The following is a 15,578-nucleotide window of genomic DNA, read 5'->3' as shown; positions in this document are numbered from 1 at the left end:
CTCATAAAGGGCACACGGTTTGCTGGGTTATCCCAACTCGCCTACAATCCATTGCTCCACGCTTCAATCCTCACAATCCCACAATCCACATAGAAAGGAAGCTCGCATCATGGAACATACGCTCCCGCCGCTGCCGTTCGACAAGAACGCGCTCGCTCCGCACATGTCGGAAGAAACGCTCGAGTATCACTATGGCAAGCACCACCAGACCTATGTGACGAACCTGAACAAGCTGATCCCCGGCACCGAATTCGAGAACCTGCCCCTCGAAGAGATCGTGAAGAAGTCGTCGGGCGGCGTGTTCAACAACTCCGCGCAAGTCTGGAATCACACGTTCTTCTGGAACAGCCTGTCGCCGAACGGCGGCGGCGCACCGACCGGCGCGCTGGCTGACGCGATCAACGCAAAGTACGGTTCCTACGACAAGTTCAAGGAAGAATTCGCCAAGGTCGCGACCGGCACGTTCGGTTCGGGCTGGACCTGGCTCGTGAAGAAGACCGACGGCACGGTGGATATCGTGTCGACGAGCAATGCCGCCACGCCGCTCACGACCGACGCGAAGGCGCTCGTGACCATCGACGTGTGGGAACATGCTTATTACATCGACTATCGCAACGCGCGTCCGAAGTTCATCGAGGCTTACTGGAACATCGTGAACTGGGATTTCGCAGCGAAGAATTTCGGTGCCTGATTGCGCGTGAAAAACGGTTGTGGCGTTCTTTGATTTTCAGAATGCCGCAAACGGAAAGAAAGCCCTCGAAAGAGGGCTTTTTTATTGATGCGCCCGGCAGTTTGCATATGCCTGCTCTTTTTGGGGAACGTCGAAGACTCACTCAGTCTAACGGGATCGAGGTCGCCGAACTGGCTTCCGATTCTGCATGTTGGCCCGGCCAACCAAGACGCGAGCTGAACAATGACGACACGCTATCACCAACTCGATTCATTGCGCGGCATTGCCGCTTTGACGGTCGTATTCAGTCACTATTCACAAATATCACTGACACGATGGATTCAGCATGTCCCGTGGCGCGCATTCGCGGAGGGGCATTCCGCCGTGATTCTGTTCTTCGCGCTGAGCGGCTTTGCGCTGACTTTGCAGGTCACCGGAGAAAGCAAGCCAGGTTTCGCCGAGTTCGTCGTCAAGCGCGTCTGCCGGATTTATATACCTTACTTGTTTGCAGTGCTCGCCGCATATTCAGCGTATTGCGTTCTTTACCGGTCGAATCTGTCGTGGACCGGCGAGTGGGTAAACGAGGCATGGCATGCAGGCATCGATCGGCATGATCTGCTGAACCATCTCTACTTCCTGATTCCATTCAGCAATAGCACGCTCGATCCGGTGCTCTGGTCGCTGGTCTACGAGATGCGTATCTCGCTGCTCTTTCCGATTCTCGTCGTCGTGGTATTTGCCACGCCGCTCTGGTTTTCCGTAGCGCTAAGTGTCGGCTTGTCTCTCGCGGCGTTCGGTTATTACTTCCCGCTGCATCGGACGCTCATGGACGCGAGTCTTCGCGGCGAGTGGATTCCGACCATTCACTACATGTCGATGTTCGTGCTGGGCGCCCTGATTGCGCGATATCGCGAGGCAATCGTGTCGAAAATTGCGCGGCATTCGCCTCGCTGGCTTTTCGGCGCATTGATGATTTCGCTCGCGCTATATGGCCTCGTCGGCTCAGTGAATCGCCATCTGATATCCAACGATGTGCTGCGCAGTTTTGCCGACGATTGGCTCGTCCTTCCGGCCGTGACCGGCATTTTGATTCTCGCGATTTCGCTCAGGCCATTTGCCAATTTTCTGGCTGCGCGGCCATTGGTATTTCTCGGCAAGATTTCCTTCAGCCTGTACCTGCTGCACTGCATCGTGCTGCTGGGCGTGCTGCATTATTTCGGCGAGACGTATCACGGCATGTCGATGTTGATCGCCGCCGTGCTGATTCTTCCGGTCAGCATCGCCGGATACTATGCGATCGAAAAGCCGTCGATTCGACTGGGCCGGTATCTGACCCGGAGCAAGCAACGCGGCAGGGCGACGCTCGGCGCCTGAGCGCAGGCCGTCGCTGCACGGGCCGGGACGCGAGCCTAAAATGTCGGCTCGTCGTCATGTTCCGAATCGCATCGTCATGAAACGCTTCGCAGGCCTGTGCCTCGCGGCCTGGTCGGCGGCCGCGCTGCTGTATTTCGGCCGCCATTCCGCCGCGCTCATCGTGCTCTCCGGCGTGCTGGTACTCGCCGGCTTCGATCTGCTTCGTCCCGATTCCGGCAATGGCGCGTAGACCTAGCGCTGCTTCGCGCCTTCCCAGTTGATATCCACGCACAGCACCTGTAAGCCATAAGGCGTCTGCGCGGCGATCGACGCCGTCACGCAAAGGTGCGCATCGTTGATCGAGAGATACGGCGCCGTCAGATGCACGCGCCCCGGCGCGCGCAGCGCCTCGATGAAATACGGCCGGCGTTCCCAGCTCGCGCCCTCCGAATGCAGCAGCGGGCTGAAACGCTTCGCGCGCTGAGACGTGCGCACGATCGGCACGACGTTGTCGCCGATCTGCCGTCCGGCCTGATCGAGCAGGAAGCATCGGGCGGTGTCGGCGAGTTGCAGCAACTCGCTCGTCGCGATGACGAGCGATTCGCCTTCCATCAGCTTGACCGATGCGCGCTCCAGCCCGCTCACGTACGGTCCGAGACGCGCGACCTGCGCCCGCTCGCGCGCCGCGACGCGTTCGCGCGATGCCGCCGACAGCGCGTCCATCACGCCCGCCGCGACTTCGCTGTGTACCGCATCGACGCTCGGCTGCGCGAAATACGCGCCTTGCACGAAATCGACGTTGCATTCGAGTGCGATCAACGCGTCGCGCTCGGTCGCGAGGCCGCCCATCAGAACGAGCTGGCCGGATTCATGGAGCAGCGACACGAGACGCGGCAGCACGCGCTCGATATGCGAATGCTCGGTCGCCTGCTGCAGGATGCAACGATCGAGCGTCACGATATCGGGCCGCAGATGCCACACGCGATCGATGTTCGAATGCTTCACGCCGAAGCCGTCCAGCGCGATCAGAAAGCCCGACTTGCGCAGCGAATCGACGATTTCGGCGAATCGCGTCGTCTCGCCGCCCGCCTGCTCGGGGACTTCGAGCACGACGCGCTGCGGCGGCAGGCCGATATCCTTGAGCGATGCGAGCAGGGCATCGCCGTAACTCGTATCCATCAGCGCGGCGGGATGCAGGCTGAGGAAAAGCCATTCGTCGTGGCTGTCGAACGCGTTGAAGTTGCCCAGATGCAGCGATTCCGCGAGCCGGCCGAGTTCGAGCAGATCGCCGCGTCGCGCGGCTTGCGTGAAGACCTCGTGAGACGGAATGTGGCGATGCGCGTCGTCGCGGGCGCGCAAGGACGCGTGATAGCCGATCGCGCGCCGGTGCGACACGGAAAACACCGGCTGGAACACGCTGAAAACGGTGTACTCGCCGTACAGCACGGTGCGACGCGATCCATCGTCGCCGGCGACGGGCCGGGGCGGCTGGAAGCGTGGAGGGTCGAGATCAACCATGCTCATGGTGTCGGGGCGCAAGGCAGTGATTTTATCGAGATAGTTTACCGGATCGGCATCCGGCAGTTCGAGCAAAAAGCGTGCAAATTCAATATCCAGGCGGGCCGCAGCGGTTATCGGGTGCGTCGGGCGAGCTTATTCGTGTGCGGATTGGACGGTCGTGCCGCAGACGCGGGAACGCGCGCCGCGCAATCGTGCGCATGGGGCACCGCCGTGGTGCGCGATCGCCTGCCGAACCGATCGGATTCAGTTCGATTCGGACGGATCGGGCTTCCTGCGCGTCGCGCGCACTTCCGGCGCGAGTTGCCCGAAGATCCACGCCGTCGCAGCCGTGATGATGCCCACGCACAGGAACGTCGCGTGGAACGCGGGCAGCGAGTTCGATTCGGTCACTTGCGGCAAGAGTCCCGTGAACGTCGACAGTATCGCGCCCGCGACGGTCACGCCGAGACTCATCGAAAGCATCTGCACGAGCGAGAACAGGCTGTTGCCGCTGCTCGCGCCGCCGGTGCCGAGATCCTTCAGCGTGAGCGTGTTCATCGCGGTGAACTGCATCGAATTGACCGAGCCGAAGACCGCCAGTTGCGCGAGCCGCAGCCAGAGTGGCTGATGCGCGCTCGCGAGTCCGAAGCTCGCCATCATCAACCCGACCAGCACCGTGTTCACGACCAGCACGCGCCGGTAGCCGTGCTTTTCGATGAGACGCGTGACCGCGCGCTTCGACGCCATGCCGGCGGCGGCGACGGGCAGCATCATCATGCCGGCCTGGAACGCCGTGTAGCCGAGGCTCACCTGCAGCAGCAGCGGAATCAGATACGGCATCGCGCCGCTGCCGATACGCGCGAACAGATTGCCGAGCAGCCCGACGCTGAAGGTGTGAATCTTGAAGAGATCGAGCGAGAAGATCGGCTGGGCGGCGCGCGTCGCGTGCAGGCCGTAGGCGACGAAGCAGCCGAAGGAAAGCACGAGCAGCACGATGACGATCGCATGCTGCAGGCCGAGATCGGCGAGACCGTCGAGCGAGATCGTCAGCGCGACCATGCCGACGGCGAGCAGCAGATAGCCGGCGAGATCGAAGGGCGCGGTCGCCGGATTGCGGCTGTCCGGCATGTACAGATTCGTCGCGATGCAGCCGATCACGCCGACCGGCACGTTGATGAGAAAGATCCAGTGCCACGACGCGATCTGCACGAGCCAGCCGCCGAGCGTCGGGCCGATGAGCGGACCGATCAGCCCCGGAATCGCGACGAACGCGAGCGCCGACAGATACCTTTCCGCCGGAAACACGCGCAGCACGGCGAGACGGCCGACCGGCAGCAGCATCGCGCCGCCCACACCCTGCACCACGCGATACGCGATGAGCGCCTGCAACGACTGCGCTTTCGCGCACAACAGCGAGCCGATCGTGAACACGAGAATCGCGCTGAAGAACACGCGCTTCGTGCCGAGCTTGTCGGCGAGCCAGCCGGAGACGGGGATCATCATCGCCATCGTGAGCGAGTAGGCGATCACGACGCCCTGCATGCGCAAAGGCGCTTCGCCCAGGCTTCGGGCCATCGCGGGGAGCGCGGTATTGACGATCGTCGAATCGAGCGTCTGCATGAAGAAGCCCGTGGCGACGAGCCACAGCATGATGGAAAGCGATCGGTCGGACGGCTGGGCTGTGGCGGTGTCGGTCATTGGGTGGAGATCACTTGCGCAGCTCGGCGACGAAATCGTAATAGTCGTTGCGGCAGTAGGTATCGGTGAGCTCGATCGCGCGCTGATCGGCCGTGTAGCCGACGCGCGTGATGAGCAGAAGCGCGTCGTGCGGCGCGATGCCCATTTGCTGCGCGATCTCCGGGCTCGCGTTCACCGCGCGGAAATGCTGCAGCGCGCGCACGATGGAGAGGCCGCGCGCATCGAGATAGCTGTAGAGCGAATCGCCGATGGTCTGCGGATCGGGGATGCACGACGCGGGAAAGGTGGAGTTCTCAACGGCCATCACGATGTCGTCGGCGAGGCGCAGCCGCTTCAGGCGCGTGACCGTGGCCGCGGGCGAGAGACCAAGCTGGATGACTTCATCGCGATTGGCGGGCTCGATGGTGCGCGACAGCCATTTCGAGCTGGGCTTGAAGCCGCGCCGCCGCAGCATCTCGGAGAAGCTCGACAGACGCGAGAGCGGATCTTCGTAGCGCGGCGTGATGAAGCTGCCCGCGCCTTGCTCGCGGCGAATCAGCCCTTGCTCGACGAGCAGCGCGATCGCTTTTCTGGACGTGATCCGCGAGACGCCGAGCGCTTCCGACAGCACGCGCTCGGAAGGCAGCGCTTCGCCGGCGTTCCAGCGATTGTCGTGGATGGCGTTGGCGAGCTTGCGAGCGAGTTGAAGATAGAGCGGAGTGTCGCTGTCCGGGTCCGGGCGCAAGTCGCACCAGCGGTCTTCCGAGGTCGGGTTCATAAAGCGGACGCTAATGGGCCAAGCCGGGATTTTAAGACATGCAGCCCGATCCGCGTAACGGCGCGGCGTTTCGTGCCTCGCAATGATACGTGCGACCGTGGCGCCACCGGCGATATACGTACACCCGTCTTTTTGAGACACTGGCCGTACCGCTCACTCCGGGGAAGGGGCTTGTTCGATCGTGCGAGACATCGTGGCGGCGATGCGCGGGGCGCACGCGTGCAGTGGCGCGCGTGCATGGGTGTTGTCGTCGTCGTTCTGACCTGGGCGCTGTGGGCGACGGCGGCGGGGGCGAAGGAGCGCATCGTCGTCGGTGCGGCGCCGGGTGTCGCGCCGCCGCTCGACATGGCGTATCCGCATGACGCCGCGCCGCGCGGGATTTCGGCCGATTACGTGGATGCCGTGGCTCGCGCGCTCGACGTCGATACGCAATGGCGTATTTATCCGAACCGCGCCGCGCTGATGGCGGCGCTCGCGCGCGGCGACATAGACATGGCGACGGGCGCGACCGGCGTGGACAGCGGCGCCGCGCTCGCATACAGCCGCCAGTACCTGCCGATCAAGCAGATCTACGTCGAGCCGCTCGCGAAACGTCCGTCGAGGCATCGACTCGCTTACGTCGACGCGCAGACTTCGCCGGCGCGCCTGCAGTCCGCGTATCCGTCGATGCGGCCGGTCGCGTATCCCGATCTGATCGGCGCGCTGCTCGCCGTTTCGCTGGGCGATGCCGACGCGTTCGTGGGGGACATGATCGCCTCCGGCTACGCGATCACCCATTACTACCTGCCGAATCTGACCATTACCGACCTTGCCGCCTTCGATGGAGACGGCTATCGCTTCGCCTTCGCGGCGGATCGTCAAAGCGGGCTCGCGCTGCGACAGCGGGTCGACGGCGCACTCGCGGGCTTGCCGCCCGAGTTCATTCTTCTCGCCCGTGCACGCTGGAATCCGGGTGCTTTCGCGGTCACGCGGGAGAGGCCGATCGAGCTCACGGCGCAAGAGCTTGCGTGGGTGCGCGCGCATCCGGTGGTGCACTATTCGATGCTCGTGCAGGGCGCGCCGTGGACCTTTCGCGATGCGCGCGGGGAGCCGGCGGGCGTCGCGGCCGATATCCTCGATGCGATCTCGCGCGTGACCGGCCTGCGCTTCGAGCCCCGCATGCGCGATACGCCCGAACAACTGGCGGCCGACCTGCGTAGCGGCGCCTCCGCGATCCTGCCCTACGGCGTGGGCGAGACCTCGGCGCTGCCCGGCGCCGTGCTCAGCAAGCCGACCGGCGACGGCGTCTTCATGATCGTGACGTCGGCGAGCCAGCCGCCGCTGCGCGACGCCGCCGCGCTCAAGGGCAAACGCGTCGCGCTGCCGGCCTCGTCGCTGCTGGAGCCGCTTTTGCGGCAGAGCGCGCCCGATGTGCGGATCGTCCACACGCAACCGTTCGAGGGCCAGTTTCGCGCCGTGGCGAATGGCGATGCTGACGCGACCATCGCCGATCTGGCCATCGCCAACTATGCAGTCGATAACCCGTTTCGCGATTCGCTCGTGCTGAGCGGCGCGCTGTCGACGCAGCCGGTCCCGCACGGCCTGATCGTCGCGGCGAGCGAACCGGTGCTGCTCGGCATCGTCAATCGCGCGATCGAGAGTCTGCCGCCGCCCGAACTGGAGACGATCCGCGCGCGCTGGAAGCTCTCCGAGCATCCCGAGATGCTTTGGGAGCGGCATCGTCCGCAAGTCGAGCTCGGCGCGCTGCTCGGCGTGGCGCTCGTGCTCGTGCTCGCGGGCTGGGCGCTGACGATGCGCGTGCAGGTCGCGCGCCGGATCGCCGCCGAAGGGGCGATGCGCGCCGCGAAGGAAGAAGCGGAAACGGCGAATCGCGCGAAATCCACTTTTCTCGCGACGATGAGCCATGAAATCCGCACGCCGATGAATGCCGTGCTCGGTCTGCTGGAGATGGAACTGCGCGCGCCGGGCGAGCGCGCCGCGACCGAGCGCGCGCTGTCGATCGCGCATCGCGCCGCGCGCGATCTGCTCGGCATGATCGACGATCTGCTGGATGTCGCCAAGACCGAGGCCGAGCGCCTCGTGCTCGTGCCCGCGCCGCTCGAAATCGACGCGTGGGTCGCGGGCGTCGCGGCGATCTACGAGCCGGCAGCGCGCGCGAAGGGGCTCGCGCTCGTCGTCAGACGCCGCTCCGACGCGGGCGCGGTCTGGCTTCTCGCCGACGGCCAGCGTCTGCGGCAGATCGTCGGCAATCTGCTCTCGAACGCGATCAAATTCACCGATGTCGGCGCGGTCACCCTCGAATACCAGGTCGCGCCGTCGGAGGACGGCAAACGCGCGGTGACGCTCACGGTGAGCGACACGGGCATCGGCATCGAGCCGGAGAAGTTGGCGATGCTTTTCACGCCATACGTGCAGGCCTACGATGGCCGCGCGCGCAACCTCGGCGGCACCGGGCTCGGCCTCACCATCAGCAAGCGGCTCACCACGATGATGGGCGGCACGATCGAGCTGTCGAGCGAGCCGGGGCGCGGCACGCGCTTTACCGTGCGCATCGATTTTCCGGAGACGGAGGCGATGGCGTCGGCGGGCGATGCGCCGTCCACGCCGGCGGGCGCGCTTGCCGGATCGCTCGCGGGGCTGCGCGCGCTGGTCGTCGACGATCATCCCGCCAATCGGATCGTGCTCGAAGGGCAGATCAGGCTGCTCGGCGGCAGCGCGCAAATGGCCGTCGACGGCAAGAGCGCACTCGCACGCTGGCGTGCCGCGCGGCGCGCATTCGACGTGATTCTCACCGACTGTTCGATGCCCGAAATGAGCGGAGAGGAACTGGCGCGCACGATCCGGGAGGACGAGGCGAGAGAGGGATCGGGGCTACGCGCCGTGCCGATCGTCGGACTGACGGCGAACGCGCAACCCGATGCGGCGATCCGCGCGGTCGCATCGGGCATGACGGCGTGTCTCGTGAAGCCGCTCGGTCTCGACGGTCTGCGCGCCGCCTTGCTCGACGCGACGCGCGACGGCCGCGTGCCGGGCGCTTCGACGGCGGCGGCGCAGGCGTCCGCAGTTGAGCCGGATGCGGACGCACCGGTGTTCGACCGCGCATTGCTGGCCGGTTTCGGCGATCAGGCCGGCACGCTCGTCGATACGTTGAAGGCTGCCAATGCGCAGGATCTGGCCGACGCGCGCGCCGCCTTCGACGCGTGCGACCACGCGCACCTGCGCGATATCGCGCATCGCATGAAGGGCGCGGCGGCGGTGATCGGCGCGACGCCGTTCATGCGCACGTGCGTCGCGTTGCAGCACGACTGCGATCTTGCCGTCGATGAAGACCGCAACGGCGAGGACGATGCGCGCATCGCGGCTTCGTTTGCCGTATTCATCGCGCAAGCCGAAGCGCTCGACGGCGCGCTCGCGGGCCCGCTCGCGTGTGTTTCGCCCGCATCGGATGCATCGCGATGATGCGCCGGCGGGCAAAGCGCATCAGGCCGTAGCCGGCCCGCCCACTCCGCGTCCCGCGCGCATATAAAGCGCAACCGACAGCGCCACCGCCGCGGCCGCCGCCAGCGCGGCGAACAGAAACACCGACCCATATCCGAACTCACCCGCGACATAGCCCGCAAGCGGCCCGGTCAGGCCGAGCGACAAATCGAGAAACACGGAATACGCGGAAAGCGCCGCGCCACGGCTCGCCGGCGGCACGAGTCCTACCGCCTCGACGCCCAGCGCGGGAAACACCAGCGCGAAGCCGAAGCCGGTCAACGCGGCACCCGCAAGCGCAAAGGTCGGTTCAGCCGCAAGCCACAACATCAGCAGTCCGCCGCATTCGAAAGCAAACGAGACGATCGCCACGCGAAACCCGCCATACGCCTTGATCGTATTGGCGAACAGCAGCCGCGCCCCGATGAACATCGTGCCGAACACCGTGAGCGACAGCGCCGCGTTCGGCCAGTTGTGCGCGGCATAGTAGAGCGTGATGAACGTCGCGATGGAGCCGAAGCCCGCGGAACCGAGCGCGAGCCCCAGCCCGTGCGGCAGCACGCGGAAGAACACGCTGCGATAGGACATGCGCTCGCCATGCACGATCGGCACGCTCGCCATGCGCGTCGCGAGCCAGTAGCCCAAGCCGCCGAGCGCGATCACGATCACGCCGAGCGAGGCGAACCCGAGCGAATGATCGATCGCGACGCCGAGCGGCGCGCCGATCGCCAGTGCGCCGTAAGTCGCGATGCCGTTCCACGAAATCACCTTCGCGTTACTGGCCACCCCGACGCGCCCGATGCCCCACGTGATCGATCCCGTGCCGACCCAGCTTTCGCCGAAGCCCAGCACGAGCCGCGCGATCACCAGCAGCACGAGGCTTACCGCGTGCCATTGCGCCGCGAGCGCCGAGGCGAGCAGCAGCACGCCGCTCACCGCGCAGGCCGCGAGACCGTACAGCACGGTTTTCTTGGGACCGAGCGTATCGGCGGTGCGGCCCGCGAGCGGCCGCGACATCAGCGTCGCGAAGTACTGGACGCTGATCGCCGCGCCCGCCATGACCGAGCCGTAGCCCAGATCCGTATGCACGTAACCCGGCAGCACCGCGAGCGGAATGCCGATCGTCAGGTAGCAAAGGAACGTGTACAGCACGACAGGCAGAATTCGCAGCGTGACTGCGAAATCGCCCTGCGGCTTGGTGCGAGGCTCGGAGGACATAGGGAAATTGCGGGGTTGTATTCGGCGCGAAGGCGTGATTGTCCCATATGTCGCGACGCAACGTCGCACGCGTTTTGTAACCAGGTGGAACAAATCGCCTGCCCGAACGATCGGACGGTAGCCTTCGGAGGCTTGCTGCACAAGGCTCAGCGCACATATCGGACGAAGAATATGTCGTTCATGCAATGCCGGCTATGGGTTGTGGTTTTTGGTGGTGATAGCTTTCGAATCATCGAAGCGACAGGACCAGTCCGAAAAGTCCCCGAAGTCGCGAATGCCACCGGCTGCGTATCCCGCGCAACCAGCAAAAAAGCATCGAAGAGCCCCGAGACATCCCATGACCCAGCCGATCCGCTTCTATCACCGCAATGCGATCCAGGAAGTGAGCGGCGCGTCGACGACGCGCACCGTCCTGCAATACCTGCGCGAAGACGCGCGCTGCACCGGCACCAAGGAAGGTTGCGCGGAAGGCGACTGCGGCGCGTGCACGGTCGTCATCGGCGAGCCGGACGGCGCGGGCGGCGTCGCGTTCAAGGCCGTGAACGCGTGCGTGCAGTTCCTGCCGACGCTCGATGGCCGCGCGCTCTTCACCGTCGAAGACCTGCGCCAGCCGGACGGCACGCTGCATCCGGTGCAACAGGCGCTCGTCGATTGTCACGGCTCGCAGTGCGGCTTCTGCACGCCGGGTTTCGCGATGTCGATGTTCGCGCTCTACGAAAAGCACGGCCATGCGACGACCGGCTGCGCGGGCAAGTGCGAGAAGACGAAACCGTCGCGCCAGGAAATCAGCGATGCGCTGACGGGCAATCTGTGCCGCTGCACGGGTTATCGGCCGATCATCGAGGCGGCGGAGCAGATGTTCGATCACGCGCCGCTCGCGCCCGTCAACGTGCCGGCGCTCGCCCGCACGCTCGAAAGCATCCGGCGCGACGATACGTTCCACTACGAGCACGCCGGCCGCCAGTTCGAAGCGCCGCGCACTGCCGAGGCGCTCGCCGCGATCAAGGACAAGAATCCGAACGTGCGCATTCTCGCGGGCAGCACCGACGTCGGCTTGTGGGTGACGAAGCAACTGCGCGATCTGGGCGACATCGTCTATGTCGGGCAGATCGAATCGTTCAAGCACGTCGAGACGACGGACGAGTGGATCGAGATCGGCGCGGGCGTGTCGGTGGATCGCGCGTATGACGAACTCGTGAAGATCTATCCCGAACTCGAAGAAACGCGCCTGCGCTTCGCGTCGCTGCCGATCCGCAATGCGGGCACGCTCGGCGGCAACGTCGCGAACGGCTCGCCGATCGGCGATTCGATGCCCGGCCTCATCGCGCTGAACGCACGCGTCGTGCTGCAAAGTGTGGACGGCACGCGCGAGATGCCGCTCGAAGATCTGTACATCGCGTATCAGAAGAAGGACATGCATCCGAACGAATTCGTCGCCGCCATTCGTGTGCCGACGCGCCACGGCAAGCGCGCGAATCTCCAGTTCCGCGCGTACAAGCTGTCGAAGCGTTTCGACTCCGATATTTCCGCCGTGTACGCCGCGTACAGCTTCATCGCCGATGGCGACATGATCCGCGAGCCGCGCCTCGTCTACGGCGGCATGGCCGCGACGCCGAAGCGCGCATCGCATGCCGAAGCCGTGCTCACCGATGCCCACTGGCACGAAGCCACCGCCCAGGCCGCGATGATCGCGCTCTCGAAGGATTACCAGCCGCTCACCGACATGCGCGCGAGCAGCGACTATCGGCTCGACACCGCGAAGAGCCTGTTGTATCGCTTCTGGCTGGAGACGCGTCCGCACAATCCGCTCGATAAATCGAAGCTGGATGTGCGTGCAATCGAACTGGTCGAAGCGAAGTAAGCGAAAGGGAGAACAAGACAATGAATCAGCAAGCCGAAGCCTTTCTCGCCGAAGCCCAGTCGCTCGCGAACGAAATCGACGCTTTCAAGCAGGTCCACGTGTCGCGTCCGCATGAGTCGGCGCATCTGCATGTCAGCGGCCGCGCGAGCTACACCGACGACATTCCGCCCATCGCGGGCACGCTGCACGCCGCGCTCGGCACGAGCCCGAAGGCGCACGCGAAGATCGTGTCGATGAACTTCGACGCCGTGCGCGCGACGCCGGGCGTCGTCGCCGTCTTTACCGCCGAGGACATTCCCGGCGTGAACGATTGCGGCCCGATCATCCACGACGATCCGGTGCTCGCGCAGGGCATCGTGCAGTTCGTCGGCCAGCCGATGTTCATCGTCGTCGCGACGTCGCACGATACGGCGCGTCTCGCCGCGCGCCGCGCGACGATCGAGTTCGAAGACCTCGTGCCGGTCCTGACGCCGGAGGACGCGCGCAAGGCCGAATCGTACGTGCTGAATCCGCTGAAGCTGTCGCGCGGCGATGCCGAAGGGCGCATGGCGAAGGCCTCGCATCACGAGCGCGGCGCGATGAAGCTCGGCGGCCAGGAACAGTTCTATCTCGAAGGGCAGATCGCCTACGCCGTGCCGAAGGACGACGACGGCATGCACGTCTACTGCTCGACGCAGCACCCGACGGAAATGCAGCATCTCGTCGCGCACGTGCTCAACGTGCATTCGCACAACGTGCTGGTGGAATGCCGTCGCATGGGCGGCGGGTTCGGCGGCAAGGAATCGCAGTCGGGCATTTTCGCGTGCTGCGCGGCGCTCGCCGCGTGGAAGCTGCTGTGCCCGGTGAAGCTGCGTCCGGACCGCGACGACGACATGATGATCACCGGCAAGCGCCACGACTTCGTGTATGACTTCGAAGTCGGCTACGACGACGACGGCAGGATCGATGGCGTCGCTGTCGACATGACCTCGCGCTGCGGCTTCTCCGCCGACTTGTCCGGCCCGGTGATGACGCGCGCCGTCTGCCACTTCGACAACGCGTACTGGCTGTCGGACGTGAAGATCGAAGGCTATTGCGGCAAGACGAACACGCAGTCGAACACCGCGTTCCGCGGCTTCGGCGGGCCGCAGGGCGCGTTCGCGATCGAATACATCATGGATAACGTCGCGCGTTCGGTCGGAAAGGACTCGCTCGACGTGCGCCGCGCGAATCTCTACGGCAAGACGGAGAACAACAAGACGCCGTATGGTCAGACGGTCGAAGACAACGTGATCCACGAGCTGATCGCCGAGCTGGAAGAGACGAGCGATTATCGTCGCCGGCGCGCGGCCATCAACGAATTCAACGCGAACAATGAAATCCTGAAGAAGGGTCTCGCGCTCACGCCGGTGAAGTTCGGCATCGCGTTCAACGTGACGCACTTCAATCAGGCGGGCGCGCTGGTTCACATCTACACCGATGGCTCGATGCTCGTGAATCACGGCGGCACCGAGATGGGCCAGGGCCTGAACACGAAGGTCGCGCAGGTCGTCGCGCATGAGCTCGGCGTGAACTTCGAGCGCGTGCGCGTGACGGCCACCGACACGAGCAAGGTCGCGAATACGTCGGCGACGGCGGCATCGACGGGAACGGACCTGAACGGCAAGGCCGCGCAGGACGCCGCGCGCCAGTTGCGCGAACGGCTCGCGAAGTTCGCGGCGGAGAAGTTCGGCGGCGGCACCGTGACGCCCGCGCAGGTGCGCTTCGCGAACGATCGCGTGATCGTCGGCGACGATGCGATTCCGTTCGGCGAAGTCGTGCAGAAGGCGTATCTGGCGCGCGTGCACTTGTGGTCCGACGGCTTCTACGCGACGCCCAAGCTCTACTGGGATCAGGCGACGATGCAGGGCCGCCCGTTCTTCTACTACTCGTATGGCGCGGCGGTGTCGGAAGTGGTGATCGATACGCTGACCGGCGAAATGCGCGTGTTGCGCGCGGATGCGCTGCATGACGTGGGCGCATCGCTGAACCCGGCGCTGGACAAAGGCCAGGTCGAAGGCGCGTTCGTGCAGGGCATGGGGTGGCTGACGACGGAAGAACTCTGGTGGAACGACAAGGGCAAGCTGATGACGCACGCGCCGTCCACCTACAAGATTCCGACGACGAACGACATGCCCGCCGATTTCCGCGTCGATCTGTTCAAGAACCGCAACGTGGAGGACAGCATCCATCGCTCGAAGGCCGTGGGCGAGCCGCCGCTTCTGCTGCCGTTCTCGGTGTTCTTCGCGATCCGCGACGCCGTTTCCGCGGTCGGCGATCACAAGGTGAACCCGCCGCTGAACGCACCCGCGACGGCGGAAGAGATCCTGAAAGCGGTCAACGCGGTGAGGGGCGCACGGTCATGATGCACGTCGTTCTGTTCGGCGCGGGTCACGTCGGCCACGCGCTCGTGAAGGTGCTCGGCACGCTGCCATGCGTCGTGCAATGGGTCGATGCGCGCGACGAACTCTTCCCGGACGAAGTTCCGGCGAATGTGCAGATCGAAGCGACCGATTTGCCCGATGCGATCGTCGACGAGGCGCCGGCGGGGGCGTATTTCATCGTGATGACGCACGATCACTCGCTCGACTTTTCGCTCACGCAACGCATCATGCGGCGTGATGACTTCGCGTACTTTGGGCTGATCGGCTCGAAGACCAAGCGCGTGAAGTTCGAGCGGCGGCTGATGGAGCGCGGTGTGGCGGCGGATCGGCTGGCGGAGATCACGTGTCCGATCGGCGTTGAGGGGATCGTCGATAAGGCGCCGTGGTCGATCGGGCTGGCGGTCGCGGCGCAGTTGCTTAGGGTGAGGGAGATGACGGCGCGGTTGGGGATGTCGGCGGTCAGGGCGGCGCGTGTGGTGGTTTGAGGTTTTTTGTTCGCTTGGGCTTGCGTGGATTGCCTGTTGTCGTGGTGGTTTATTAGCGCTGCCCCTCCCCGGGGCGGGGGTCACTTTCTTTGCTGCTGCAAAGAAAGTAACCAAAGAAAGCAGCTTCTCACCGCCCGCGGTCACACGCACGTTGGCC

General features: G+C 64.8%; 11 protein-coding genes. 7 read left to right on the top strand and 4 right to left on the bottom strand.

Annotation, left to right across the window (positions count from 1 at the left end):
- The first annotated feature begins 109 nt into the window (after positions 1 to 109).
- The 3 genes from sodB to QCE73_RS11610 all read left to right on the top strand — a co-directional run bounded on the left by sodB (position 110) and on the right by QCE73_RS11610 (position 2,273).
- Complete coding sequence (gene sodB / locus QCE73_RS11620; protein ID WP_035500805.1) at positions 110 to 691, top strand: superoxide dismutase [Fe]; 582 nt, start codon at positions 110 to 112, stop codon at positions 689 to 691.
- A gap of 222 nt (positions 692 to 913) precedes the next feature.
- On the top strand, positions 914 to 2,044 hold the full coding sequence (locus QCE73_RS11615; protein ID WP_309881298.1) for an acyltransferase: 1,131 nt from the start codon (positions 914 to 916) through the stop codon (positions 2,042 to 2,044).
- Between the two features lie 76 nt (positions 2,045 to 2,120).
- Complete coding sequence (locus QCE73_RS11610) at positions 2,121 to 2,273, top strand: hypothetical protein (RefSeq protein WP_035500807.1); 153 nt, start codon at positions 2,121 to 2,123, stop codon at positions 2,271 to 2,273.
- 2 nt (positions 2,274 to 2,275) lie between these two features.
- On the opposite strand, the gene QCE73_RS11605 is transcribed toward QCE73_RS11610, so the two are convergent.
- From QCE73_RS11605 to QCE73_RS11595, 3 genes are all read right to left on the bottom strand, one after another.
- Entirely contained in the window at positions 2,276 to 3,547 is a 1,272-nt protein-coding gene (locus QCE73_RS11605) for an EAL domain-containing protein (RefSeq protein ID WP_035500948.1), read from the bottom strand.
- 240 nt (positions 3,548 to 3,787) lie between these two features.
- Entirely contained in the window at positions 3,788 to 5,221 is a 1,434-nt protein-coding gene (gene mdtD, locus QCE73_RS11600; protein ID WP_309881296.1) for a multidrug transporter subunit MdtD, read from the bottom strand.
- Between the two features lie 10 nt (positions 5,222 to 5,231).
- Positions 5,232 to 5,978, bottom strand: coding sequence for a GntR family transcriptional regulator (locus QCE73_RS11595; protein WP_035500811.1), 747 nt, complete (start codon positions 5,976 to 5,978; stop codon positions 5,232 to 5,234).
- Positions 5,979 to 6,149: 171 nt separating this feature from the next.
- On the opposite strand from QCE73_RS11595, the gene QCE73_RS11590 reads away from it, so the two are divergent.
- Positions 6,150 to 9,437 carry an ATP-binding protein gene (locus QCE73_RS11590; RefSeq protein WP_309881294.1) on the top strand — a complete coding sequence of 1,096 codons (3,288 nt, stop codon included), beginning with the start codon at positions 6,150 to 6,152 and terminating at the stop codon, positions 9,435 to 9,437.
- Positions 9,438 to 9,458: 21 nt separating this feature from the next.
- Here QCE73_RS11590 and QCE73_RS11585 read toward each other — a convergent pair whose 3' ends face one another.
- The gene (locus QCE73_RS11585; RefSeq protein ID WP_309881293.1) at positions 9,459 to 10,673 is read right to left on the bottom strand and encodes an MFS transporter; all 1,215 of its coding nucleotides are present in this window, start codon (positions 10,671 to 10,673) and stop codon (positions 9,459 to 9,461) included.
- Positions 10,674 to 11,010: 337 nt separating this feature from the next.
- Here QCE73_RS11585 and xdhA point away from each other — a divergent pair, with 337 nt between their 5' ends.
- Genes xdhA through xdhC form a run of 3 tightly spaced genes read left to right on the top strand, consistent with a single transcriptional unit; the run spans position 11,011 to position 15,421 of the window.
- The gene (gene xdhA / locus QCE73_RS11580; protein WP_309881292.1) at positions 11,011 to 12,534 is read left to right on the top strand and encodes a xanthine dehydrogenase small subunit; all 1,524 of its coding nucleotides are present in this window, start codon (positions 11,011 to 11,013) and stop codon (positions 12,532 to 12,534) included.
- 20 nt (positions 12,535 to 12,554) lie between these two features.
- Complete coding sequence (xdhB, locus tag QCE73_RS11575; protein WP_309881289.1) at positions 12,555 to 14,918, top strand: xanthine dehydrogenase molybdopterin binding subunit; 2,364 nt, start codon at positions 12,555 to 12,557, stop codon at positions 14,916 to 14,918.
- The gene (gene xdhC, locus QCE73_RS11570) at positions 14,915 to 15,421 is read left to right on the top strand and encodes a xanthine dehydrogenase accessory protein XdhC (protein WP_309881288.1); all 507 of its coding nucleotides are present in this window, start codon (positions 14,915 to 14,917) and stop codon (positions 15,419 to 15,421) included. Before xdhB ends, xdhC begins: the two co-directional genes overlap by 4 nt.
- The last annotated feature ends 157 nt before the right edge of the window (positions 15,422 to 15,578 follow it).

The organism is Caballeronia sp. LZ029 (assembly GCF_031451275.1).
GTDB lineage: Bacteria > Pseudomonadota > Gammaproteobacteria > Burkholderiales > Burkholderiaceae > Caballeronia > Caballeronia jiangsuensis.
The sequence above is the reverse complement of the archived record's forward strand: the minus strand, read 5'-3'. Positions and strand labels throughout refer to the sequence as shown.